Here is a 25,585-nt window from a genome sequence, read left to right on the forward strand (position 1 = left end):
CAGTGCCCAGTACCCAGCAGCCCTCTTCTCATAGTCTTCCCCACTTCAGCCGCAGCAGCCATTCGGCGGCGAGCAAGGCCAGCAACGTGAGGAAGACGATCGGCAGATTCCACAGCTCGAGTGTGCGGCGCTCGACGATGCCCGCGCGCGAGTACGGGATGGCGGCCGCGAGTTGCTCCAGATCGGCAAGCTGCCAGTAACGGCCGCCGGTCATCCCGGCAATGCGCGTGAGTACGGCGCGGTCCTGACGCGCACCGTAATGCTCGAGCAGTCCGTCGTTGCGTCGCACGTAAGCGGTCGCGGATTGCATGTCGCCATCGGGCGTGCGCGCCGTCATGTCCACCCGATACAGCCCGGTCGCAGGCGCATCGAAGCTGGCGACATAGCGGCCGGCACCGGCATCCGAGGGTTGCATGGGTACCCTGTAGGGTTCGTCGTGTTCGGGAGCAACCAGCAGTTCGACCTGCGCTGCGTCGATCGGTTCGAAGCGCGCATTGCGCAACTGCGCGTCCATACGCACCTGGCGCTCGTCGTCATAGACGGATTTCCCGCTGGCCAGCGCCGTGCGCGGCAGTGCGCCATCCGCCACGGCGTGCGCCAGCTGACGCCAGAAGAGTTCGTGCCGCTGATCGTCAGGTGCCAGGCGCATCTGCCAGCGCAACGTGCTGGCAGTGCCGAGCAGATAGGTGGCTCCCTGCCCGAATCGTTGCCAGACCAGGAGCGGCGCGGCCCCCTGCTCGGTCGTCGTTTCGAGCAGCACGATGGCGCCCGGCTTGAGCTTGCCCAGCGACTGGTAGTCCGCCAGCTTCGGCAGGGTTTGCCAGGCCTCGGCATTGCGCGTGGCGTCGGCATCGAGGCGCGTGATGGCGGAATCCGCGGCATAAAGCGTGGGACGCACGGCAGCCGTCCGCTGGACGAAGCTTTGCGCCTGCTTCGACGGCAGATGCGTCGGCAATGTCTGCGCCAGCGCTGCCCGCTCCCAACCGCCTGCGGAGAGTCCATTGTTGCCTGCCAGCAGCAGCACGCTGCCGCCGCGCTGATCGACGAACTGTCGCAGCAACTGGTGCTGTTGCACGGACAGCGTCGCCGCATCGAAGCTGCCGATGATCACCGCGTCGTACGCGAACAGCTCCGCGGCATCGGTGGGAAATCCGCGCTGCAGTTCCGCACCGGAACGCACGCCCTGCCGGAAGTACTTGTTCGGGGTCGTGCGCACCATGCTGGTCAGATGCAGTGAGCGTTCCGGCTCGACGGCGCGTCGCAGGAATTTGTATTCCCAACGCGGCTCGCCTTCGACATACAGGATGCGACGGCGCTCCGCCGGCACGTCGAGCACGTGCGAACGCGAGTTGTTGACCAGGTCGCGCTCGCCTTCCAGGGCATCGAGCGTGAAGCGCAGATCGTGCGTGCCGGGGTCGCCTACGGGAAATTCGATGCTGTGAGTGCTGACCGACGTCGTCGCCGGCAGCTGCAGCACTTCGGCCGCCAGCAGCTTGTCGTGATCGTAGACCCGCAGACGCGTGCTGCCGGCGGCGTCATGGCGTACCCGCACCGCTGCGGTGACGGTCGCGCCCGCCGGAGCCACGCGCGCGACTCGTACCTGTTCCAGTTCCAGATCATCCGGGATGGTCTCCGCACCCACGCCGACGGTGTGCACCGGCACACCGAAGGAAGCGATTTCCGCCAACCGTTCTTCGCTGAGCGTCTCGCCGTTGTCGACGCCATCACTCAGCAACACGATGCCGGCGAGCGGTACGCTGCTCGCGGTCTGCAACAATTGCACCAGCGAATCGCCGATGCGTGTCTGCGTCCCGGGCGGCGGCATGGCATCGAGCGACGACAGGGATTCCGCGCGCGATGAAAAACTGAACAGTCGCACTTCGAAACTCTGCTGCAGGGAGTTCAATGCCGACGATTGCAGGGCCGACACGGCGTGCTGCAGACGCGACTGCGGCCTGGCTGCATCGGGTCGGTCGTCTAGCGCCATGCTGGCGGACGTGTCGAGGGCGACGGCCAGGACGTTCTCCCGATCGCGCACACGTTCGATATGCAGCACAGGACGCCAGGCCAGGCACAGCAGCAGGGTGATAAACAGCAGCTGCAGTGTGCCGAGGGTCAGCAGCCTGCTCGCACCGAGGCTGCGCCGGCGCAACAGGGTGAGGACGATCAGCGCGGCGGCGATCACGACACACACGGCGAGAGCCCAGCGCGACCATCCGTTTGCGAAGGCAAACGTGCCGGTTCGCCAGGCCCACTGCGGATGCGTGAACAGCAGCTCGAACACGACTCACTAATAGTTTATGGCCCGGGTTCAGGCAAGCACGGAAAATGCAAAGATAAGGACCAGGAATGGCGTTGAAGGGTCCAGGCGTTACATTTGAAACGGAAGCTCCTGCTGATTCCTGTCCTGGAACCTGGGGCCGAGGGCCTGCCCCGGAACCCCCTCCGCGCTCAATGCGTAGTGAGTTGATGGACGCCGATAGGCGATCATGGCGAACGTAATCGGAGGATCCCGCGATGGGCGCCAATAGTGCCGGACTGCATGAAGACGTCGAAAAACTACATCCGCAGACCATCGACCGGCATCGGGCGGTGGCTTCGCTCATGGAGGAACTCGAGGCGATCGACTGGTACGACCAGCGCATCGACGCCGCGGACGACTTAGAACTGAAGGGCCTGCTGGCCCACAATCGGGACGAAGAAAAGGAACACGCGGCCATGGTGCTCGAATGGCTGCGACGCCACGACGGCAAGCTGGACCAGCATCTGCGCACTTATCTGTTCACGAACAAGCCGTTGCTGCAGATCGAGCATGCAGCCGAACATGGCGGCGCTGCCGACGGCGGCGGCGCGGATGACGGCTCACTTGGCATCGGCAGCCTGCGCAGGTAGTACCACGGAGAATCCACAATGAACGATCTGTTGCGCAATCAAGCGCCGATCTCTGGCGACGCCTGGAATGAGATCGATGCGGAAGCGACCCGCACACTGAAAGTGCTGTTGGCCGCGCGCCAGTTCGTGGACTTCAAAGGTCCGCTGGGCTGGCAGACGTCCGCCATCTCGCTGGGCCGCACCGAGAAATTGTCGCCGTCGCTGCAGGACGGTGTGGTCTCGCGCGTGCGCCAGGTCCTGCCGCTGGTGGAAATCCGCATTCCCTTCGAAGTACAACGCGAAGAGCTCGAGGCGATCGGGCGCGGCGCGCAGGATGCGGATCTCGACGCTGTGCGCAATGCCGCGCGCGCCGCCGCCATTGCCGAGGACCGCGCCATCTTCCAGGGCTACGAGGCCGCCGGCATCGAAGGCATCTTCGGCGCGAGCTCCGGTCAGAGCCTGACCATCCCCGAGTCCTTCGAGGCCTACCCCGACATCGTCGCCGAAGCGACCCATCGATTGCGCAGCGAGGGAGTGAACGGACCGTACGGCATCGCCCTCGGTCCACGCTGCTATACAGGGCTGACTCGCAGCACCTCACGGGGCTATCCGGTCATCGATCATGTGCGTGAGTTGCTCGAGGGTCCGATCGTCTGGGCGCCCGCGGCCGACGGCGCCGTGGTCATGAGCATGCGCGGCGGCGATTTCGAACTGACGGTCGGGCAGGATTTCTCGATCGGCTACCTGGATCACACCAACAGTTCGGTCCTCCTGTACCTGCAGGAAAGCTTCACTTTCCGCGTGCTTTCGCCCGAAGCAGCGGTCCCACTGACTTATCCGCCCCGCACGCCGGGCTGACCAGGGTATATCTGACGCCTGCGCCAGGCCCTCTGCGGTAACCGAACGATCGTCTGTCATGAATATTCGCGCTAATGCCTGCAGTGATCGCACTGTATAAGTGCGACGCTCGGGTGCGTGTGTTCGCAGCGTGAGCGGTAGCAGCGGGTTTACCTGCCCGGAAGGCTGAAAGCGGCCCGCGACGTCCACGGCACAGGAATTGCTATGTCTGAGCGGGGATCCGCTCAGCCGTGCATTGCCGATGTCCGCGTTGTTTTTACGCGCATCGCGCCGCACGCCCCAGCCGGAGTTTTCTCATTCATCGACCTTCGTCGCAGCGTTCAGGCAGTCCTGTCGTCAGGCTGCGATTACCGCTTCCGACATCCTGTATGCGCCTACCGTCACTCAAATTTCTCAAGACCTTCCAGGTCGCCGCCGCGCGCCTCAGCTTCAAGTCGGCGGCCGAAGACCTGTTCATCACGCCCTCGGCGGTCAGTCATCAGATCAAGGCACTCGAAGAACAGCTTGGCGTGCCGCTGTTCGAACGCGGCCCGCATTCGCTCACGCTGACGGAAGCCGGGCGTCAGTACCTGCAGCACCTGGACATGATGTTCACGCGCCTGGAGACGGTGACGGACCAACTGCGCATCCGTTACAGCCGCGGCGTCGTCCGTCTGCACATGCCACCGTTCTTCGCCACCGAACTGTTGTTGCCGAAGCTGCCGGCACTGCTGGAAGCGCAACCCGATACCGACATTCACATCAACACCGCGCTGGCGCCGCTACAGACGCATCCGACGGATGCCGACGTGTCGATCGTGGTGAACGCAACCCCCGAAGGCGGCCTGGATTGCCACAAGCTGTTCTCACAGGCCTTCGTGCCGGCGTGTGCCCCGATGCTGCTGATGCGCAGCCCGATCAATACCGTTGCCGATCTCAACCAGCACACGCTGATCGTCCACGAGGCCCGCCGCGATGTGTGGGAACGCTGGGCCGATTCCATCGGCGTACGCCTGCGACCGAAGAAAGTCGTTCGCTTCGACACGATGCACGCGGCCGCGCAGGCAGCGGAACATGGCGTAGGCGTCGCACTGGTGTCCTCCCGACTCGGCAATGAGCGATTCTCGCAAGGCTCGCTCGTGCGCCTGTTCGACGCCGAACTGCAAACCGGCGAAAGCTACTACCTGCTGCTGCGCCGGGAAGACGCCTCGCGCCCCGATGTACAGGCGCTCACGCAATGGCTGCTCAATGAATTTCGTGTCGCGGCGTGAGGGCGAGGCCACCTATCAGGCTGGCTGACTGATTTACGTGAGAGCGAACAGTGCGCCCTCCGCATTGACTCCGAGGAAGCTCCAAAAATCCCACAGACTGTCCTTGAGTCAGTGCCATCAGGCTATGACCGATGGGAATCCCACGGGAAAGCCGGACCCATAACACGATCGAAGGCGGCAATTCAGCAGCCGTAGCGACACTGCGGAGCCTCCAGCCATTCGCTGGCAGCCCGCCACTGACAATTCATTGACGCTTTACTGACGTGAACATGAGCCGAAGTGATGCACGCGCGCAGAATTCTGCGTCATGCGGTGACATTCGCGTCTGCATCGTCCATCCGAACCATGCCGGGTGAGTGGAATTCACTCGAGCGTGAAATCATCTCGTTTGTCGCTCTGCAAGACGGTTCGTACATTGGCGCCGTCACATTTACCGCTTCGCACATCTGCGAGAGGAAATCCGCCATGAACACCGTGTTTCGTCCCCGCGCTCTGATCGTTGCCGCACTGCTGCTCGCCTCGCCCGTGATCAGCCAGGCTTCGGAAGTCCAGGCGATGCAGGCCTGCATCAAGGCTTTCGTCAGCACCAGCCTGGAAGCGGATCGCGCCTACACCGTGAGGACCCGGGACTCCGTCGCGACGTCTCTCGACCATCAAGCGCGTTTGTACCGGATCCTGCTGACGGCGAAGGGCAAGCACAGCGGTGAACAAGTGGCCAAGGCCACCTGCGTCACCGATCGCAGCGGTGTCGTTCTGTCGTTCGACGGCAAGCCTGTCCGCAACGACGCGATCCTGAGCGCGCGCTGATTGTTCGTGGACAGCCGGCGGTGGACACCGACCGGCTGTCGCGATGTCTGTAGCAGTTTCAGCTCTCACTCCGGGAAGTGCACTCCAAGCCAATCCCCCTGAGCCGAGTGCGGTAAGGACGCCGCTCCCGGAGTGATTTTTCTTCGCAGCAGTCCGCTGTCAGCGTCCACTGCGGACCGACGGGTCCGCACTGGCCATGGCGTGTGCACCCGTGCGACGATCCGTTCGACCGATCGGATCGATAAATTACAGAATGAGATTTTTTCGCCGCTCCCTGATCGCGTTGGGGGTTGCAGCCACACTGCCCACGCTCATCTTCGCTGCCATCGGCGGGTTCTATTTTCTGCGCGCGGAGCGCCTGCAGGTGGAAACGGCGACACTTCGTCGCAGCGACACCATCGTCACGCTGAGCGACGCCACCCTGCAGGGCAATCTCAATGCTCTGCACGTGCTCTCGACGTCGGTCTACTTCGAGACGAACCACTGGTCGGAGTTCTACCCCCGCGTGCGACGAGTCTGGGAAGGCAACCCGCAGTGGGTGGCCGTGTACCTGTTCGACGCCAGCAGCGAAGAGCAACTGTTCGATACGCGCCGTGCCTTCGGACCGCCGATCCAGACACGACTGCCGGGGACGGTAACGATCGAAACGCTGCGCGCAGCAATGCAACCTGTCATCGGGGGCGTCGTGACGGTTGGCGAACCCGTCGTGCACCTGTATCAACCGGTGCTGCGCGAAGGCCAGCTTCGCTATGTGATCGTCGCTGCTCTGCGCACCCAGATCTTTCAGGACATTCTGCTGGCTCAGGTGCCGCGCGACACCATTGCAGCGCTGGTGGACCGCCACGGCAACTTCGTCGCCCGCACGCGCGACTATCAGCAGCGGGTCGGAACGCCAGCCACCCGGTTCGTTCGCGATGCCCTCAAACACGGAGACGGCAAGTTCTACCGCGGCAGGACCTACGAAGGCTTCGAGAACTACACAGCGTTCCACGCCTCGGACTGGTCCGGGCTGTCGGCACACATTGCCGTTGCGTCGTCGCTCATCGATACGCCCAGGTCGTGGTCGTTCGCGGTGGTCGGCATCGCCGGCCTGGGTTGCCTGGCACTTGGTGGTCTCCTCGCTTCGCTCGTGCTGCGCGAGATGGCCGAACATCGACGCACGGAGGAAGGCCTGCGCCAGTCGCAGAAGATGGAAGCCGTCGGGCAGCTCACCGGCGGCATCGCACACGATTTCAACAACCTGCTGACCGCGGTCATCGGCAATCTCGACATGATCCGCACGCGCAGCGCCGACAACGAGCGGCTGCGGCAACTCGCGGACAATGCGCTGGAAGCCGCACAGCGCGGCGCCAAGCTGACATCGCAGCTGCTGGCGTTCTCGCGCAGCCAGCGCATGCATCTGGAGTCCGTGGATCTCGAGCAGCTGCTGAGAGGAATGAGCGCACTGCTGCTGCAGTCCACAGGAACCAGCATCGACGTGCAGATCGATGTCGCGGCCGATGCACGTTTCGTCACCAGCGACCCCAACCAGCTCGAACTGGCGCTGCTGAATCTGGCGGTGAACGCGCGTGACGCCATGCCGGATGGCGGCGTGCTGGCTATTTCGACGCAGGCAACAAGGCAGGCCCAGCGAGACTTCGTGGAGATTCGGGTCGCCGATTCCGGCGTCGGTATGAGCGAAGAAGTCTGCGCTCGCTCCATCGAGCCGTTCTTCACCACCAAGCAGGTTGGACAAGGCACGGGACTCGGTCTGTCGCAGGTCTATGGCGTCATCCGTGAGTCCGGCGGCTCGCTGCACATCGACAGCGCACCGGGTCAGGGCACCACGATTCATATGCTGCTGCCGGCGGCGGAGTCCATGGACGTTGCCATTGCCGCCGCACCGACGCCATCGACTCCCGTCGTACTCGAAGGATCGGCAGAGGCGTCGGTCCTCGTCGCCGACGACGATCGGCAGGTGCGGCGCTTCATCGCAGCGTCGCTGCGCAATTTGCATTACCACGTCGTCGATGTGGATAGCGGAACCGCAGCGCTGTCGCAGCTGGAACAGCAGCGGTTCGATCTGCTGCTCGTCGACTTCGCCATGCCCGGCATGAATGGCGCGCAAGTCGCGCACGCCGCCCGCGCCCGGCGACCGGATCTCAGGATCCTCATCGTTTCCGGCTACTCCGACAGCGCGGCGATCGAAACGGCGCTCGGCACGACGCCGCTGCTGCGCAAACCCTTCGACACAGCCGAACTCTCCGCCGCAGTGGCGGCCATTCTCAGCAACTAGAACCTGTCTCTAGACTCGATCTGTCGTTTGTTCGGTTCGCCTTGAATCTTGCTATGTGATTTTTTGGGAAAAGATCCTTCGACATACGAACGGGGAGCCGGAGGCGCTTTGTATGGGGCCGACTTCAGTCGGACGTCCGCGAAACACCGCCTGTGACCGAGGCAATCCCGCAGGTACGCCGGTCACGTCCGGCTGAAGCCGGACCCACAAGGGAAAAGGCAGCGCGCTGCCCCCTGACGCTGTCCCTGGGAATCGTTTCGATGGGTAAACCATTGGGGATTTCCTCCGGTCACAAGTTCAACGCGAACGGATTTGAATTTTGAGATAGGTTCTGTCGAATCGACGCTATGCAAGCGGTCGCGGCCGCGGCCTTGGTATCCTCGTCGCTCACTTTCCGTCACTGGTATCTGCCCATGTCTTACACCCAGCGCGAATCCGCAGAATGTGTCGTGCTCGAACCGGCCGCGCCGGCCATCGCCGCCGTCATCTGGTTGCACGGTCTCGGCGCCGACGGTTTCGACTTCGTACCCGTGGTGGATGAATTGAAGCTGCCCGCCACGTTGCCCGTGCGTTTCATCTTCCCGCATGCGCGGCCGCGGCCCGTCACCATCAACAACGGCTACGTCATGCGCGCCTGGTACGACATCAAGCAGCTTGGCGGACGCAGCCCGGTCGAGGACGACGCCGGGATCCGCGAGTCGGCGCAGGTCGTGAACGATTACATCCAGCAGCAGAACGCGGCGGGTCTTCCCACGGCGCGTATCGTTGTCGCCGGCTTCTCGCAAGGCGGCGCCATTGCGCTCCACACCGGAGTACGTTGTCCGCAACGTCTCGCCGGCATCCTGGCACTGTCGACCTACCTGCCGTTGCAAAGCTCGGTCGCCGCGGAAGCTGCGCCAGCGAATCGCGACGTACCCATCCTGATGTGTCACGGCACCTACGACCCCGTGGTGCCCGCCGCCATGGGCGTAGCGTCACGTGACGCGCTGCAACGTCTGGGCTACACCGTGGACTGGCGCACCTATCCGATGGAGCACTCGGTGAATGCGGAGGAGATTGCGGATGTGGCGTCGTGGATGGAGAAGTGGCTGACCGTTACCGGTTAGACATTGATGAGTTGGTGGCCTCGACCGCAGACGTCGAGTCGCGATCCCGCCCCTCGCGCGCTTCTTGCGTCACCGGACATCACCATCGTGGCGCCATGGAGAAGCCAAAAATACCCTTGAGCCAGACCACACATCAGTGCCAGAAAGGAACCGCGGTGCGCTCTCCTTGATTATCCTTCGTCCGTTGTCGACAACTACTGGAGCCTCCATGAATATCAGCCTGAGCATCGGTCCATTGGCCGCCCTGATCGCGGGCATTCTCATCCTGATCCTGCCGCGCCTGTTGAACTACATCGTCGCGATCTACCTGATCCTGATCGGTCTCGTCGGCCTGTTTGGCATGAGGTTGTGAGCTGCTGATACAGGACAGGAAAGAAAGCAGGTACACAAAGGAGCGCAAGGAAGAACACAGAAGAGCACGGGAGATTCCTCCTTTATCTTGCTTTGGGGCTCCTTTGTATATCTCCTTCCCGGTTCGGCGCCCTGCTACAGTCCTGACTGAAGCAGCGGTGTGATCGCCTACTGCGCCGGCCATTCTTCGTGACCAAAGTTTCTGTTGCTTACCAGCGCCTGCCGGGGAATGCGCGCGGATCTCTATGGATGCTCGCATCCGCCGTCGCTTTTACGGCGATGACGATGCTGATCAAGTTCCTGGGCGAGGACTATCCGGCGTCGCTGCAGGCCTTCTATCGCCAGCTATTCGGGCTGGTGGTGATGGTGCCGATCATCGCGCGCAATCCCGCGGCGGCATTTCGCACGACGCGACCGGGCCTCCTGTTGTTCCGTGCGCTGGCCGGTACGATCGGCATGATTCTCGGGTTCTATGCCTATCAGAAGCTGCCGCTGGCCGATGCCAATGCGCTGTCGTTCACTCGTACGTTGTGGGTGGTACCGCTGGCGGCTTTCGTGCTGAAGGAACCGGTCGGTTCGCGCCGGATCGCTGCGACCGTGGTTGGTTTTCTCGGCGCGCTGCTGATGCTGCAACCGGCGACGCAAGGAGAGATGGGATTGCCGGCCATTGCTGCGCTCGTCGCTGCGTTACTGATCGCGCTCACGGTCACCGGCATGAAGATCATGACGCGCGACCACACGACGACGACGCTGATGGCGTGGTCGGCGGTGCTTGGATTCGTGCTGACGATTCCACCGGCGCTGTTCGTCTGGCGTTGGCCGACTTTCATCGACCTGATGCTGCTCGCCGCGATGGGCGTGCTTGGCACTGTCACCCAGGCGACCTACATCAAGGGAATGTCAGAAGGCGATGCCGCCGTGATGGCGCCGGTCGACTACACCCGACTGGTGTTCGCGATCATCTTCGGCTTCGTACTCTTCGGTGATGTGCCGAACGCACTGACCATGGCCGGCGCGGTCATCATCATCGCATCAACGCTCTACATCACGATTCGTGAAAGCCGGCTGGGTGTGTCGAGACCACCGGCGACGGAGTAGAAGCTGATAGTGGAAAGTTGAAGCACGGGGAGAAGTGATGCCGCTGTTCCTCTTCAACTATCCACTGTCAACTTTCAACCCTCTCCCACTATCGAGAGAGCCATAGTGACAGTTGATAGTTGAACGCGGCAAAACCCGCCTCCGCTGCTCTGCCGCTATCCACTATCCACTTTCAACTGTTCACTGTCAGAGAGCCGCCCGGCGAGAGAGCACCGATTCGCAGCTCGGTGTCCTCGCCGGGGGCAACCCGGCCACGGTGCGGGCCGGGAATTCGTGACGCATCAGCTGCGCGGACGGTCGCCGCGCGATGCGATGCGCAGTTCGCTGTCCGACTGATGCAATGCCGTCAGTTTCGCGTCATTCACGTCAGTGACCGCATTCGCGAGCGCGGTTGCGTAGCATTCCTCGTTCAACTGACGGATTTTCAGTTCCCGCGCTTCACGCGAACCACACACGGTGCGGGCAGCGCGCTGCAACCGCGAATACAACTGATCGGCATGGGCCTGCTTCGACAGATCGTATCGATCGAGCGGAACCCTGATCTGCGGCGCAGCGGGTCGCGCCTGCACGCTTGCAGCAAGCAATGACCCTGTGACGACACCGGCGGCTGCAATCGCAGCAATGAATGACCTGGCTGACATGACGTTTCTCCGTTCGTGCTTTCCTGAATTTGATCCATCTACTGCGCAGTTGATTCTGAGATGCGGCTGCTGCTGGAAAGGTTGCAGCGGCCACGTGAAGCTTTGATGTCTGCAGCAGGAAGAGTTGCCTCGACTCATCGCACGACTGCGTCGATTCGGCGAACCAGACGATCTTCGGCTCTCCTGCTTCGGCTCCAACCTGCTTACTTGAATGCAGGACACACGGACCGCGCACGGAGTTACAGCGATGTGAGCGGAATCGCGAAATAGCAGCGATTGCGACAAAGCGTGCGCCGGGAGCGACGAAACACTGGGCTTGAGTGCACTCAGTGCTTAAGCTGCCGCATCGAAGCAGGAACTGCCGGATGAGCACTGCGAGCATCTTCAAGAAGAACCGCGACCTGGCGTTCTGGTCGCTGCATGCGATCGGCTGGAGCAGCTACGCGATATCGCAGTACCTCGGCTTCGTCCTCTACGGCAAGGCCGCGGAGTACCTGAGCGTGATCATCGTTGCGACGATCTCCGGGTTTCTTCTCAGCGCGCCGCTGCGCTACCTGTGCCGTTACCTGTGGACCAAGCCGCCTGCGATCATGATCAGCGCGGCGCTCGGCACGGCGTACTTCACGGCGCTGGTATGGCGCGTGATCATCAACGTGGCTTATGAGAAGTATGTCGAGACCGACTGGCCGATGGTCCACTGGTACGAGTACCTGAGCGGCGCCATGACCGCGACCTATCTGTTCGCGTGCTGGATGGGGTTGTACTTCGGCTTCAAGTACTACGAATCGATGCAGCTGCAGCGCGAGCGCGCACTGCGGGCTTCGGCGCTGGCGCAGGAAGCGCAGCTGAAAATGCTGCGCTACCAGCTGAACCCGCACTTCTTGTTCAACACACTGAACGCCATCTCGACGCTCATCATCGACAACCGCAACTCGGTCGCAAACTCCGCCGTCTCGGGGTTGTCGGAGTTCCTGCGCTACACGCTGGACCAGGACCCGATGAAGAAGGTCACCGTGGCGCAGGAACTCGAGGCTCTCGACCTGTACCTGAACATCGAGAAAATGCGTTTCGGCACGCGACTGACCATTCAGTACGACATCGATGACGAGGCGACGACGATCCTGATGCCGAGTCTGCTGTTGCAGCCGCTGATCGAAAACGCCATAAAATATGCGATCTCGCCGCGCGAGGAAGGCGGTCGCATCCGCATCGCCGCGCAGGTCGAGAACGGGTTGCTGCACCTCGCCGTCGAAGACGACGGCCCGGGGCTGGTCGATCCGGCACGACTCACCAATGGTCGGGGTGTGGGTATCCGCAACACGCGCGAACGCCTGCAGGTGCTATACGGCAGCAGCGGTCACGTGACCGTCACGGGCATTCATCCTGGACTGCGGGTGGCACTGGCGTTTCCCGCAGAACGCACTCCGGTCCAGTCACCCTTCGAGAGTAGAGCGTCCGCATGAGCGCCCGACCCATCCGCGCCCTGATCGTCGATGACGAAGAACTGGCCCGCCGCGGCCTGGAGATCCGCCTGCGCGGCTACCCGGACATCGAAATCGTCGGCCAGTGCGTCAACGGTCGCGAGGCACTCGCAGCGATCAGCGAGTCGCAGCCTGACCTGATGTTCCTGGATATCCAGATGCCGGGTCTTTCGGGCTTCGATGTCTTGTCACGCATTCCGCAGGAATCGATGCCGATGGTCGTGTTCGTCACCGCCTACGATCGCTATGCGCTGGACGCGTTCGATGCCCATGCACTCGACTACCTGCTGAAACCCATCAATGACGCACGCTTCGGACAGGCGCTCACTCACGTGCGCGAACACTGGGAGCAGCGCAACGCCGTGGCGCAGCGCGAGAAGCTGATGAGCCTGCTGGCGCAGACGCGTGGCACCTCGTCGATCGACGAACAGACGCTGCGCGAACAGCTCGCAGCCACCCAGGAACCTCGTTACGCAGAGATCCTGCCGATCCGCGACGACAGCGATACCGTGCGCGTGCATGTGTCGACGATCGACTGGATCGATGCTGCCGGCGACTACATGTGCGTCCATGCCGAGGGCCGCACGTACGTGTTGCGCGAGACCATGAAATCGCTGGCGTCGATCCTCGACCCGAAGATCTTCCAGCGCGTGCACCGCTCGACCATCGTCAACGTGAAGCGCGTGCGACGTCTGCGTCCGCACACCAACGGCGAGTATTTCCTGACGCTGGAAGACGGTCAGGAAATCAAGCTCAGCCGCTCGTACCGCGACCGGGTTGACCAGCTCCTGCAACGCCGTCCGTAAGCGGCGCATCGATGGCGGCCGGCGAACGCCGCCGCATCAGCAGCGGATGGCTGAAGACGACGATCATGATGATGGCGACACCGATGTAGAACGCAGGATCTAGCTCGCGCTGTTCGCCCAGCAACACGACTGCCAGCACGATCGCGTATACCGGTTCCATGTTCACCGCGAGCGCCGTCGTGAACGCGCTCAAGTGACGCAACGCCACCAGCGACAAGGCGAATGGCAGCAGCGTGCAGCCCAGGGCCAGCACCACGAGATAGATCGCATCGAGATCCTGCGGCAACCGCATCCATTCCGAGGCCGGCACCATCAGCGGTACGACCAGGGTCATGACGATCACCCCGGCGCCCATCTCGATGCCCGTGACGCTCAACGCATCCGACTCGCCGATGAAACGCTTGTTTAGCGAACCGAACATCGCCACCAGCAGCGCGGACAGCGCACCGATCGCAATGCCGAGCCGCATTTCACCCGGCGTGCCGCCAACGACGAGCAGAACGCCCGGAATTACGGCGATCCCGAACAGCAGCTCGCGTGCGTCGAACGAACGACGCGCAATCCAGGGTTCGACGAACGCGACGAACACCGGCGTCAACGCCATGCACGTTGCTGCAACCGAGGCATTCGACAATTTGACCGAGCCATAGAACGTCAGCCAGTGCATCGCCACCAGCACACCGATGCCCGCATACGTCCACAGCAGGCGCGGCGCCATGCCGCGCAAACCCGTCCAGAACTGCCGCACCAGCAGCAGCGCACCCACGACCAGTGCCATGCGCCACCACACGAGCGTCGCCGCCGGCAGCGTGATCAGCTTGCCAAGAATCGCCGTGAAACCCCACAGCACCACACAGAAGTGGATCTGGAGCAGGGAACGGGAGTGGGGGGACATTGCGAAGGCCCTGGGCCCTAGGCTCTAGGTACTAGCCAGAGAAAAAGCAGGACCGAGCGGTCTCGACGCAAACATGGTGCTCCTGGGTCTTTCGACCTGGCCCCTAGGGCCTAGCGCCTAGGGCCTCATCGGCCCTCCTTTCAATACGCTTTCGCCCACACCACTCGCTGCGGGCTCGGCTTGCCGGTGAAGGGACAGGTGCCTGCTTCGCTCTTTTCCAGCGGAATGCAGCGTACGGTGACCGACAGGTCGTCCTTGATCTGGCGTTCCAGGTCGACGTCGCCGCTGAAGTGCGTGAGCGCGAAGCCGCCGTGGATCGGGGTCGGTGCGTTCTCCGGCACGGTCGGTGCGGTGAAGAACTTGTAGAACTCTTCCCTGGTGTCGATGCGATACGTTTGCTGTTCGCGATAGACGCGGGCGCGCTCCAGCAGGCCGTCCTGAATCGACTGCAGGGTCGTGGCGATGCTGGCGACGAAGTCGGCGCGCGGGATGCTCTGCTTTTCCTTGGGGGTCTTGTCGCGGCGGCCGACGAACAGCGCGTCCTTCTCCATGTCGCGCGGGCCGACTTCCAGGCGCACAGGGACGCCCTTCTTGATCCAGCCCCAGACTTTTTCGCCGCCGCGTTCGTCGCGTTCATCGACGATCACGCTGACAGGACGGTCCGCGTAACGCTGCGCCCGCAACTCCTGCGCGACCTTGCGGCAGTAGTCGATGACGCGCGGCCTCTCCTCGTCCGATCGGTAGATCGGAATGATGACGACCTGGGTCGGCGCAACCTTCGGCGGCAGTACCAGGCCATCGTCGTCTGAGTGGGTCATGATCAGGCTGCCGATCAGGCGCGTCGATACGCCCCAGCTGGTGGTCCACGCGAACTGTCGCGTACCGCTCTGATCGAGGAACTGGATCTCGCTGGCCTGGGCGAAATTCTGACCGAGGAAGTGACTGGTGCCGGCCTGCAGTGCTTTGCGGTCCTGCATCATGGCTTCGATACAGAACGTGCTCACCGCGCCAGGAAAGCGTTCGCCCGCGGTTTTCTCGCCCTTGATCACAGGCACCGCGAGCCATTCCTCGGCGAAGGTTGCATACACATCGAGCATGCGCATGGTTTCTTCCACCGCTTCTTCACTGGTGGCATGGGCCGTGTGGCCTTCCTGCCAGAGAAACTCGGTCGTGCGCAGGAACATGCGCGTGCGCATTTCCCAACGAACGATGTTGCACCATTGATTGATGAGCAGCGGCAGGTCGCGATAGCTCTGCACCCAGCGGGAAAATGCATCGCCGATGATGGTCTCGGACGTCGGACGCACGACCAGCGGCTCATCGAGTTCGCCAGCCGGGACCAGCTTGCCGTCAGCGTCGGCTTCAAGCCGGTGATGGGTGACGACGGCGCATTCCTTGGCGAACCCTTCGACGTGGGCGGCCTCCTTCTGCATGAAGGACAGCGGGATGAACAGCGGAAAGTAGGCGTTCTGGTGACCCGTCGCCTTGAACATGTCGTCGAGCACCCGCTGCATGTTCTCCCACAGCGAATAGCCCCACGGCTTGATGACCATGCAGCCGCGGACCGCGGAATTTTCCGCGAGATCGGCCGCTTTGATGACCTGCTGATACCACTCGGCGTAGTTTTCCTCACGGGTCGGCGTAATGGCGGTGCGGGGCTTGTTGCTCATCGGAGTACGAAACTGGCTGACGGTCGAGGGACGCGATTACACCAGATTTCCCCTGTTGGCGAACGCCCGGAATCGGATAGGAGAAAGACCTCCACGGGGGACACGGGGATCACCGGGATAAGATCGATTGCTAGCGGCCGTCCACATGGCCGGACTCGAGCGAGCTCGGCGTCGTTGCGCAGGGAAACAACGTCGACAGATTCCTTCCCTCCGACCCCGGGCTCCCCGTCTCCCCGTGGAGATTCCTGGTTCCGTTCTTCTTCGAGAAGACAGCAGCGAATCACGCGACGAAACGTTAAACTCCGCGCGCGCCTCGAGTGACGCTGCTTTTGCGCGTGAACCTTCATCCGACGCAGCCCGAGAAAGTCGATTCTTGAACAACAAAGCCGTATCCAGCGCACTTGATACTGCGTGTGAAGTCCGCTTCGGTCAGGTCGGCCTGGTGCAACTGCGCGTGCGCAGCACCGACGTCAAGGTCATCCACGATGAGCTGGCGGCACGCATCGCGGCCGCGCCGCAATTGTTCGAACGCGCAGCGGCCTGCCTCGACATGAGCGCGCTGGAAACCCAGCCCGATGAGGCGCAGGCGCGCGCGTTCATCGACACGATCCGCCAGGTCGGACTGTTGCCGATCGGCGTCGCTTTCGACGGCACCGAGACCATCAACGTACTGGCTCGCGCGCTCGATCTGCCGGTCCTCACCCAGTTCCGCGCCCAGGGCAAGGCACCGCGACCGGCCGCGGTCGCGTCGATCACCCCTGCGCCTGTGGCCACCGTCGAACCTGCGATGCCGGCCCTGATGCAGCATCAGCCGGTCCGTTCGGGACAGCGGGTCTATGCGCGCAATCGCGACCTGGTCGTGATGACGGTCGTCGGCGCTGGCGCCGAGGTGATGGCCGACGGCTGCGTGCACATTTACGGTCCACTGCGCGGCCGCGCGATGGCCGGCGCGCGGGGTGAAATCACCGCCCGCGTGTTCTGCCAGGAATTCAACGCCGAGCTCGTATCCATCGCCGGCGTGTTCCGCGTGTTCGAAACCATCCCGCCCGAGCTCGCCGGCAAGCCCGTGCAGGCGTGGCTGGATGGCGACGACCTGCGTTTTGCGCGGATTGGCGGTTGAATGTCGCACGCAAGATACAGAGGCTTCTTTTCTTCTCCAGGAGATCCAAGCATTGACTGAGATCATCGTAGTCACCTCGGGCAAGGGAGGTGTGGGCAAGACGACGACGTCCGCCAGCCTTGCCTGTGGACTCGCCAAACGCGGCAAGAAAGTCGCCGTCATCGATTTCGACATCGGCCTGCGCAACCTCGACCTGATCATGGGCTGCGAGCGGCGCGTGGTGTACGACTTCGTGAACGTGATCCAGGGCGACTGCACCCTCAAGCAGGCGCTGATCAAGGACAAGCGTCTGGAAAGCCTGTTCGTGCTGGCGGCTTCGCAGACCCGCGACAAGGACGCGCTGGGCGCCGAAGGCGTTCGCAAGGTGCTCGACGAGATGATCGCCGACGGCTTCGACTTCATCATCTGCGATTCGCCCGCCGGCATCGAGAAGGGTGCGCACCTGGCGATGTACTACGCCGATCGCGCCGTGGTCGTGGTCAACCCGGAAGTGTCTTCGGTGCGCGACTCCGATCGCATCCTCGGCCTGCTCGCGAGCAAGACCGCGCACGCCGAAAAGGGCGAGTCCAGGATCAAGGAACACCTGCTGCTGACGCGCTACAGCCCACAGCGTGTCGCCACCGGCGAGATGATGAGCGTGGACGACGTCAAGGAGATCCTCGGCATCGAAGTCATCGGCGTGATTCCCGAATCGCCCGATGTGCTCTCCGCCTCCAACGCCGGCAACCCGGTGATCCTCAACGTCGAAAGCGATGTATCGCTGGCGTACGAAGATTCAGTCAGCCGTCTGCTCGGCGAAACTCTGCCGCTACGCTTCATCGAAGAACCGAAGAAAGGGTTCTTCGCGCGCATGTTCGGAGGTTGAGATGGGACTGCTAGCCTTTTTCCGTCGCTCGCAGCCCACGGCCAACGTCGCCAAGGAACGCCTGCGCATCATCGTCGCGCAGGAACGCAGCTCACGCGGCGCTCCCGACTACCTGCCGCTATTGCGCCGCGAGGTCCTGGAAGTGATCCGCAAGTACGTCAACGTCGATCCGGAAGCCATCCAGATCAGCGTCGAAAAGGAAGACGGCCAGGAAGTGCTCGAATTCTCAGTCGCTCTGCCAGAGAAGGCAGCAGGCTGAACAGCCCGGCAGGAGTGCCTTGCGGAATGCAGGGTCCCTGCGCTCGTCTCTATCAGGCAGCGCGGCCATGCCGCGTGCCGACCTAACCTTGCTGCCCGGACCAGAATCGCAGTCCGCGTTCCAGCCGTTCCTGTTCAATCTCTGCGTCCGGCCACGCTGCCCGATATCGCAGGTACTCGACGATGGCATCGCGCTCACCCGGTGAGAAAACACCGTAACGCGCCGCCCAGTAATCACTCGCCGGCTGCTCCGCGGTCAGGTGATACAGAACTGACTCGCACGCCGTCGAATGGCGGTGAGTGAGGCTGAACTCGAAGTATCTCGGCAAGTAGTAACGCAGCGCCTTCGGCCCCAGCAGCGGCAAGCTGTCGCCCAGCCACTCCATGTCCGCAATCGGCACCTCGCGCGACTGGTGTCGCGCCAGGCGAGCACGTACCGCGTCACACGCCCAGCAACGATGCGGCGTGATCTCGTGCAACGCCGGCCGCGCCGCAGCGGCAAACGCAGCATAGAGCCGCTCGCTGAACTGCGCGTCCTCCGTGCTCGTCATACCGCCGATGGCATTGCCTTCATGAATCGATCGTAGCGCCGGTCAGCGACTTGCACATGCGAAAGCGCCTGAAGGAAATACCGCGACGATGAACCGTTTGTTCTTCGCGGACGCGAAAACCGTGCCGCTCGAAAAACGGCCGAGCGACCAGACTCGCCTCGGTAAAGAGTTGCTGCACGCCCGACGAATGCAACTGCGCTTCGACGTGACGATAGAGCGCCGAGGCCACGCCACTGCGTGCGCACTGCGGAGCTGTATATAAAAGATCGATGTGCCCATCGGATTCATACGAGAGAAAGCCCGCGAGGCGGTCGCCCTCTTCGACAATGACGGTCTGCACCAGGGCGAGGCGGTGGCGCCATTCGTCGAGATCCGGTGACTGCGGGGCCCACGCGCTGCGCTGGATTTCGTCGTAGTGATCGGACGCCAGCGTGTGAATTGCAGCAGTGAACACCGCCACCACGCGCTCGAGATCAGTAGCTTGATACCGTCGGACGATCACGCAAAGGACTCCTGCAACGTCGCCGGCATGCTGCGTGGCCACTGCGAAGACAGAAGAGGAATTCCCAGGGAGACGAGCGCAAAACCCGCTTTCAGACCTCCCGCGTTCCCCGTCCCGCGGGACCTGCTTCTGGCTTGTTTTTCTACGCCTGCGTCGTCTGTGGCAGCAAGGTCCGCAGTTTAGCCACCAGATCCTTCTCGCGATATGGCTTGGCCAGCACGTCGGCATGCTGCTCCGACGCGCTGAACGACGCCGCGTAACCGGTGGCATACAGCACCGGCAGATTGGCGCGGCGCTCGCGCGCCAGTCTGCCGAGCTGGAATCCATCCATGCCGCCCGGCATCACGACATCGGTGAACAACAGGTCGATGGCGGGTTCGCGATCGATGATCTCCAGTGCGCGGACGCCGCTGTCGGCTTCGATGACCGAGAACTGCCGTTCACGCAGCAGCGAGGCCGTGACGGCACGGACACCGGCGTCGTCCTCGACCAGCAGTACGGTGCGCTCCAGGCCGGAATAGTCATCGGATTCCTCATCCAGCGAGGCGGCTGCTTCCACGTGCATGTCGGCAATGACGCGCGGCAGGTACAACCGCACGCTGGTACCGCGGCCCGGCGAACTGTCGATACGCATGTGGCCGCCGGACTGACGCATGAATCCGTACACCATGCTCAGGCCGAGGCCAGTGCCATGACCCATTTTCTTGGTGGTGAAGAATGGCTCGATGGCGCGGCTCAACACCGCGCCCGTCATCCCCGAGCCCGTGTCGGTCACACTCAGCACGACGAAGTCTCCCCTCGGGATCTCTTCATCCGGGCGATCGAAGTGCACGTTGCGGGCTTCGATCTTCAGCGCACCCCCCTCGGTCATGGCGTCGCGTGCATTGACGGCGAGATTGATCAGCGATGACTCGATCTGCGCGGGATCGGCCATTACCAGCCACAGACCGTCGGCGACCGCGACATCCATGCGAATGCGCTCGCCGAGCGTGCGGCCCAGCAGCTTGGTGATATTGCGACTGACCTGACCGAGGTTGAGCGGCCGCGGCTGCAGCGGCTGGCGGCGCGCGAACGCGAGCATGCGCTGCGTGAGTTCGGCACAGCTCAGGGATCCAATGAGCGCCATCTGCACGCGATCGAAGTTGCGACCCGTACCCTTGAGCGAGCGCGTCAGCGCGTCGAGGTTGCCGATGACGACGGTCAGCATATTGTTGAAGTCGTGCGCGATACCGCCGGTGAGCTGGCCCACCGCTTCCATTTTCTGCGACTGGAACAGTTGCTGTTCCACCTGCCGCCGGTCGGTCACGTCGAGACAGACGCCGAAGATGGTGCGATTGCTGCCGGGCTCGCCCGCCACGACCACGGCCTGATCGAGAAATACACGCTCCGTATCATCCGCGCAGCGCCAGCGATATTCGGTGCTCATTGCGCCCTTCGCCTGCAACGAGCCTGCTTCAGCCATGACGCGCGCAATATCGTCCGGATGGATGCGCGACGCCCACAGATCGGGCTGATCGATGAACTGCACCCGTGGGAATCCCGTCAACCCGGCAATGCCGTCGCCGACGAAACGCGGACCGGCGAGGTTGGAGTCCAGTTCGCTGCTGTACACCGCGATGGGCAGCGAGCGCAGGATCAGCGCCTGCTGTTCCTCGCTCTGGCGCAATTGCCGCTCGGCTTCGAGCTTTTCCTGGCGGATACGAAAATTCTCTTCCAGCAGCAAGTGTTCGAGACGCGCGGCGCGGTGCGCTTCCGCGTTTTTCTTGAACAGCTCGACCAGCACCGACACTTTGGAACGCAGGATAAGCGGGTCGACGGGTTTGAACACATAGTCGACGGCGCCGAGTGCATAGGCATGGCGGACGTGCTTGTCATCCCGGTCGATGGCGCTGACGAAGATGATGGGAATGTGCCGCGAGCGATCGCGCCGGCGGATCAGTTCGGCGGTGGTGTAGCCGTCGAGACCCGGCATGTTGGCGTCGAGCAGAATGACGGCGCATTCTTCGCGCAGCAGGAATCGCAGCGCGTCCTCGCCGGACGCCACCTCGACCACGTTCTCCTCGAGATCGGCCAGCACCTGCACCAGGGCGTAGCGATTCTTGGCCTCGTCATCGACGACCAGAATGGTCGCCGCGTCCGGACGGCCACTCGTCACCGCGAGGCTGATGGGCGCTGTGTTCGCGTTCATGCGGGCCGTGGCGTTACACGCGTCGCAGCCAGACCCGCATCATGGACACGAGCTGGTCGACGTCGACGGGTTTGGACAGATACTCGGAGGCGCCGGCTTCGATGCACTTCTCGCGATCGCCCATCATGGCCTTGGCCGTGATCGCGATCATCGGCAACTTGCGGAAATGTTCGCGCGAACGGATCTGGCGCATGGTTTCGTAACCGTCCATGTCCGGCATCATCACGTCCATCAGCACCATGTCGATGCCCGCAGTGGCGTCGAGCATCGCGATGCCATCGCGGCCATTCTCCGCATGTAGTACCTCGATGTCGTGCTGCTCGAGCACGCCGGTGAGCGAGAAGATGTTGCGGATGTCGTCGTCGACGATCAGCACCCTGCGCCCTGCAAGACCTGGTTCGCGACGGCGCGCGCTCTCGATGATGCGGCGCTGGTCGGCGGGCATGTTCTCCACGGCGCGGTGCAGGAACAGTGCAGTCTCATCGAACAACTGCTGTGGCGATTCCGGACCCTTGGTAATGAAGGATTCGGCGAGCTTGCGCAGCCGCGCCTCCTCCTCCGGACTCAGATCCTTCGCCGTATGAATGATGACCGGCAGACGTCGCGCGGGATCGCGCCGGATGGCTTCGATCAGATTCACACCGTCCATGTCCGGCAGCACCAGGTCGACGACGGCACAGTCGAAACTGCCGTTCTGTAGCGCCTCGAGCGCCTCCTTGCCGGTGCACACCCGCGTCACGTGCACGTCGTTACTGGCGATGAGCCGCGAGATCTCGCCGAACTGCAGGTCGTCGTCTTCGATCAGCAGCAGCTCCTTGGTGGGACGGGCGATGAAATCCTCGGTCCGGGCCAGCGCCTGCTGCAGGGTCTCGCGATCGACAGGCTTCTCCAGCACGGAGAAAGCGCCCATTTGGGTTCCACGCTCGCGCGGATCCTGCACCGAGATGATGTGGATCGGGATGTGACGCGTCTCGGCGGTGCGCTTGAGGATGTCGAGCAGGCGCCAGCCATCCATGTCGGGCAGGCGGATGTCCAGGGTGATCACGGCCGGGTTGAAGCGTCGCACCAGCGCCAGTGCGCCGCTGCCCGTCGGCGAGACCACGGCCTTGAAGCCGCGGTCGTGCGCGAGATCGAGCAGGATCTGCCCGAACTTCGCGTCGTCTTCGATGATCAGCAACACCGGATCGCCCGGTTGGATGATCTGGCGATCGTCCGTCAGCTCCGCGGCCCGCAGCAGCGGGGTGCTGTCGACCGACACGACCTGGGCAGGCGCAGGCTCGCTGTCGCGTGTCGAGTGGTGCACCAGGCTCGTGACCGGTCGCCAGGTCATGTCGAACATCAGCGGCAGGTACAGCGTGAAGCGGCTGCCGCGAGCGGGTGTGCTCTCCACCGTGATCTCGCCGCCGAGCAGGCGGCAGATTTCGCGACTGATCGACAGGCCGAGGCCAGTACCGCCGTACTTGCGGCTGGTCGTACCGTCGGCCTGCTGAAAGGCTTCGAAGATCACGCGGAGCTTGTCGGCCGGAATGCCAATGCCGCTGTCGCTGACTGAGTAGGACACGACGGCCGCGGCACCGTTGAGCAGGTCGTTCATCGGGTTCCAGCCCGAACGCGCACGCTGGATCGACAGGACGACGCCGCCTTCATGAGTGAACTTGAAGGCGTTGGACAGCAGGTTCTTGAGGATCTGCTGCAGGCGCTTCTCGTCGGTCGTCATCGCCGGCGGCAACGACGCATCGAGTTCGATCCGGAAGTTCAGTTTGCGGTTGGTAGCCAGCTGTTCGAAGCCGCGCTGCAGGTTGTCGACCACTTCGGCGAACTCGACGGTACCGACATCGAGCGTCACGGTGCCGGACTCGATCTTGGAGAGATCGAGAATGTCGTTGATCAGCGCCAGCAGTTCCGTGCCGGCGCGATTGATGGTCTGGGCGAACTCGATCTGCTTCGGCATCAGATTGCTGTCGGCATTGTCCGCCAGCAGCTTCGACAGGATCAGCAGGCTGTTCAGCGGCGTGCGCAGTTCGTGCGACATGTTCGCCAGGAACTCTGACTTGTACTTCGATGTCAGGGCCAGCTGTTCCGCTTTTTCCTCCAGCTGTTCCTTGGCGCGTTCGACTTCCTGGTTCTTCGCTTCCACCTGCTTGTTCTGCCACGACAACAGGTTGGCTTTCTCGACCAGTTCCTCGTTCTTGCCGCGCAGCTCTTCCTGTTGCGAGCGCAGCAGGTCTTCGGAGCGTTGCAGCGTGGTCGCCTGCTGCTCGAGACGGTCGTTGGTGTTCTTGAGCTCGTCCTGCTGGCTCTGCAGTTCGCGTGTGAGCAGCTGCGACTGGGCCAGCAGCGCTTCGGTCTGCATGTTCGCGGCCAGCGTGTTCAGCACGATGCCGATACTTTCCATGAGCTGATCGAGGAACAGCGTGTGGACCGTGCTGAAGCGTTCGAAGGAGCCCAGCTCGAGCACGGCCTTCACTTCACCTTCGAACAGCGCCGGCAGCACGATGATGCTGATCGGCTTGGAATGACCGAGTCCGGAACTGATGTGCATGTAGCCGTGCGGCGCGTCGTTCAGCAGCATGCTGCGCTTTTCGACGGCGCACTGGCCGATGAGGCCGTCGCCCAGGTTCAGTTTCTGCGGCGGTCGCGGTCGATGCGGCGCGGCGTAGCTTGCGACCAGTTCCAGAACCATACCCTGGTCGGTCGGCCTGGTCAGGTAGAACAAGGCCTGCTGCGCATTCACCAGCGGGACGAGTTGCGACAGGATCAGGTTCGACACGTGGCGGATGTCGCGCTGGCCCTGCAGCAGGCGGGTGAAGCGCGCGATATTGGTCTTGAGCCAGTCCTGCTCCGTGTTCTTCTGCGTCGTGTCCTTGAGATTGCGGATCATCTCGTTGATGTTGTCCTTGAGCGAGGCCACTTCGCCCGAGGCTTCCACCGTGATGAATCGCGTCAGATCGCCCTTGGTCACGGCGGTCGCCACTTCGGCGATGGCGCGCACCTGCGTCGTGAGGTTCGCGGCGAGCTGATTGACGTTGTCCGTCAGATCGCGCCACAGGCCGGCGGCGCCCGGCACACTCGCCTGGCCACCCAGCTTGCCTTCGGTGCCGACCTCACGCGCGACGTTCGTCACCTGGTCGGCGAACGTGGCGAGCGTATCGATCATGCCGTTGATGGTGTTCGCCAGCGCGGCGATTTCACCCTTGGCCTCCACGACCAGCTTGCGGGTCAGGTCGCCGTGGGCCACGCCGGTCACGACCTCGGCGATACCCCGCACCTGGCCGGTGAGGTTCGCGGCCATCAGGTTCACGTTGTCGGTCAGATCCTTCCACGTACCACCGACGCCTTCCACACGCGCCTGGCCGCCGAGCTTGCCTTCGGTACCCACTTCGCGCGCCACGCGCGTCACTTCGGAGGCAAAGGAGTTGAGCTGGTCCACCATCACGTTGACGGTGTTCTTGAGTTCGAGGATTTCGCCTTTGACGTCGACGGTGACTTTCTTGGACAGATTGCCGCTGGCCACGGCCGTCGTCACGTCGGCAATATTGCGCACCTGGCCGGTGAGGTTCGCGGCCATCAGGTTCACGTTGTCGGTCAGATCCTTCCAGGTACCGGCCACGCCCTTCACGTTGGCCTGACCGCCGAGCTTGCCTTCGGTACCGACTTCGCGCGCCACGCGCGTGACTTCGGAGGCAAAGGAGTTGAGCTGGTCCACCATCGTGTTGATGGTGTTCTTGAGTTCGAGGATTTCACCTTTGACGTCGACGGTGATCTTCTTGGACAGATTGCCGCTGGCCACGGCGGTCGTCACATCGGCAATATTGCGCACCTGGCCGGTGAGGTTCGCGGCCATCAGGTTCACGTTGTCGGTGAGATCCTTCCCGGTACCGGCAACGCCATCGACGCGCGCCTGGCCGCCGAGCTTGCCTTCGGTACCGACTTCGCGCGCCACGCGCGTGACTTCGGAGGCAAAGGAGTTGAGCTGGTCCACCATCGTGTTG

General features: G+C 62.9%; 21 protein-coding genes. 13 read left to right on the plus strand and 8 right to left on the minus strand.

All coding sequences use genetic code 11. From position 1 onward, the window contains the following. Positions 1-28: 28 nt before the first annotated feature. A complete protein-coding gene (locus VIZ63_RS13675; RefSeq protein WP_331610212.1) occupies positions 29-2,284 on the minus strand; it encodes a hypothetical protein in 2,256 nt (751 codons plus the stop codon). A 233-nt stretch (positions 2,285-2,517) separates the two neighbouring features. Here VIZ63_RS13675 and VIZ63_RS13680 point away from each other — a divergent pair, with 233 nt between their 5' ends. The 8 genes from VIZ63_RS13680 to VIZ63_RS13715 all read left to right on the plus strand — a co-directional run bounded on the left by VIZ63_RS13680 (position 2,518) and on the right by VIZ63_RS13715 (position 10,616). Next, complete coding sequence (locus VIZ63_RS13680; protein ID WP_331610213.1) at positions 2,518-2,892, plus strand: ferritin-like domain-containing protein; 375 nt, start codon at positions 2,518-2,520, stop codon at positions 2,890-2,892. An 18-nt stretch (positions 2,893-2,910) separates the two neighbouring features. Then, positions 2,911-3,729, plus strand: coding sequence for a family 1 encapsulin nanocompartment shell protein (locus VIZ63_RS13685; protein WP_331610214.1), 819 nt, complete (start codon positions 2,911-2,913; stop codon positions 3,727-3,729). 368 nt (positions 3,730-4,097) lie between these two features. After that, positions 4,098-4,979: a LysR substrate-binding domain-containing protein gene (locus VIZ63_RS13690; protein WP_331610215.1), complete on the plus strand. Its 882-nt coding sequence runs from the start codon at positions 4,098-4,100 to the stop codon at positions 4,977-4,979. Positions 4,980-5,444: 465 nt separating this feature from the next. Continuing rightward, positions 5,445-5,786: a hypothetical protein gene (locus VIZ63_RS13695; protein ID WP_331610216.1), complete on the plus strand. Its 342-nt coding sequence runs from the start codon at positions 5,445-5,447 to the stop codon at positions 5,784-5,786. A gap of 253 nt (positions 5,787-6,039) precedes the next feature. Beyond that, positions 6,040-8,061 carry an ATP-binding protein gene (locus VIZ63_RS13700; protein WP_331610217.1) on the plus strand — a complete coding sequence of 674 codons (2,022 nt, stop codon included), beginning with the start codon at positions 6,040-6,042 and terminating at the stop codon, positions 8,059-8,061. Positions 8,062-8,474: 413 nt separating this feature from the next. Then, positions 8,475-9,167: an alpha/beta hydrolase gene (locus VIZ63_RS13705; RefSeq protein WP_331610218.1), complete on the plus strand. Its 693-nt coding sequence runs from the start codon at positions 8,475-8,477 to the stop codon at positions 9,165-9,167. Between the two features lie 208 nt (positions 9,168-9,375). Continuing rightward, the gene (locus VIZ63_RS13710; protein WP_331610219.1) at positions 9,376-9,519 is read left to right on the plus strand and encodes a DUF3096 domain-containing protein; all 144 of its coding nucleotides are present in this window, start codon (positions 9,376-9,378) and stop codon (positions 9,517-9,519) included. Between the two features lie 188 nt (positions 9,520-9,707). Further along, positions 9,708-10,616: a DMT family transporter gene (locus tag VIZ63_RS13715; RefSeq protein ID WP_331610220.1), complete on the plus strand. Its 909-nt coding sequence runs from the start codon at positions 9,708-9,710 to the stop codon at positions 10,614-10,616. A 281-nt stretch (positions 10,617-10,897) separates the two neighbouring features. On the opposite strand, the gene VIZ63_RS13720 is transcribed toward VIZ63_RS13715, so the two are convergent. Next, a complete protein-coding gene (locus VIZ63_RS13720; RefSeq protein ID WP_331610221.1) occupies positions 10,898-11,257 on the minus strand; it encodes a UrcA family protein in 360 nt (119 codons plus the stop codon). 365 nt (positions 11,258-11,622) lie between these two features. On the opposite strand from VIZ63_RS13720, the gene VIZ63_RS13725 reads away from it, so the two are divergent. Together VIZ63_RS13725 and VIZ63_RS13730 are read left to right on the plus strand one after the other, a co-directional pair. Further along, positions 11,623-12,720: a sensor histidine kinase gene (locus VIZ63_RS13725; protein WP_331610222.1), complete on the plus strand. Its 1,098-nt coding sequence runs from the start codon at positions 11,623-11,625 to the stop codon at positions 12,718-12,720. Beyond that, positions 12,717-13,544 (plus strand): LytTR family DNA-binding domain-containing protein, encoded by an 828-nt coding sequence (locus VIZ63_RS13730; RefSeq protein WP_331610223.1) that lies wholly within the window; start codon positions 12,717-12,719, stop codon positions 13,542-13,544. Before VIZ63_RS13725 ends, VIZ63_RS13730 begins: the two co-directional genes overlap by 4 nt. Here VIZ63_RS13730 and VIZ63_RS13735 read toward each other — a convergent pair. Further along, positions 13,492-14,439 (minus strand): DMT family transporter, encoded by a 948-nt coding sequence (locus tag VIZ63_RS13735; RefSeq protein WP_331610224.1) that lies wholly within the window; start codon positions 14,437-14,439, stop codon positions 13,492-13,494. The genes VIZ63_RS13730 and VIZ63_RS13735 overlap by 53 nt on opposite strands. A gap of 140 nt (positions 14,440-14,579) precedes the next feature. Further along, entirely contained in the window at positions 14,580-16,109 is a 1,530-nt protein-coding gene (gene proS, locus VIZ63_RS13740) for a proline--tRNA ligase (RefSeq protein WP_331610225.1), read from the minus strand. 373 nt (positions 16,110-16,482) lie between these two features. On the opposite strand from proS, the gene minC reads away from it, so the two are divergent. The 3 genes from minC to minE are packed head-to-tail and all read left to right on the plus strand — an operon-like array spanning position 16,483 to position 18,353. Next, complete coding sequence (minC, locus tag VIZ63_RS13745; protein WP_331610226.1) at positions 16,483-17,229, plus strand: septum site-determining protein MinC; 747 nt, start codon at positions 16,483-16,485, stop codon at positions 17,227-17,229. Between the two features lie 52 nt (positions 17,230-17,281). Beyond that, positions 17,282-18,094: a septum site-determining protein MinD gene (gene minD, locus VIZ63_RS13750; RefSeq protein WP_331610227.1), complete on the plus strand. Its 813-nt coding sequence runs from the start codon at positions 17,282-17,284 to the stop codon at positions 18,092-18,094. Between the two features lies 1 nt (position 18,095). Beyond that, positions 18,096-18,353, plus strand: coding sequence for a cell division topological specificity factor MinE (minE, locus tag VIZ63_RS13755; RefSeq protein WP_331610228.1), 258 nt, complete (start codon positions 18,096-18,098; stop codon positions 18,351-18,353). A gap of 82 nt (positions 18,354-18,435) precedes the next feature. Here minE and VIZ63_RS13760 read toward each other — a convergent pair whose 3' ends face one another. From VIZ63_RS13760 to VIZ63_RS13775, 4 genes are all read right to left on the minus strand, one after another. After that, entirely contained in the window at positions 18,436-18,903 is a 468-nt protein-coding gene (locus tag VIZ63_RS13760) for a DUF6714 family protein (RefSeq protein ID WP_331610229.1), read from the minus strand. 19 nt (positions 18,904-18,922) lie between these two features. Continuing rightward, positions 18,923-19,405 (minus strand): GNAT family N-acetyltransferase, encoded by a 483-nt coding sequence (locus VIZ63_RS13765; RefSeq protein WP_331610230.1) that lies wholly within the window; start codon positions 19,403-19,405, stop codon positions 18,923-18,925. 142 nt (positions 19,406-19,547) lie between these two features. Beyond that, complete coding sequence (locus VIZ63_RS13770) at positions 19,548-21,593, minus strand: response regulator (RefSeq protein WP_331610231.1); 2,046 nt, start codon at positions 21,591-21,593, stop codon at positions 19,548-19,550. A 13-nt stretch (positions 21,594-21,606) separates the two neighbouring features. After that, a partial coding sequence (locus tag VIZ63_RS13775) for a response regulator (protein ID WP_331610232.1) occupies positions 21,607-25,585 on the minus strand: 3,979 nt, incomplete at its 5' end.

Origin of the sequence: Povalibacter sp., from assembly GCF_036520495.1 — a bacterium.
Lineage (GTDB): Bacteria > Pseudomonadota > Gammaproteobacteria > Steroidobacterales > Steroidobacteraceae > Steroidobacter.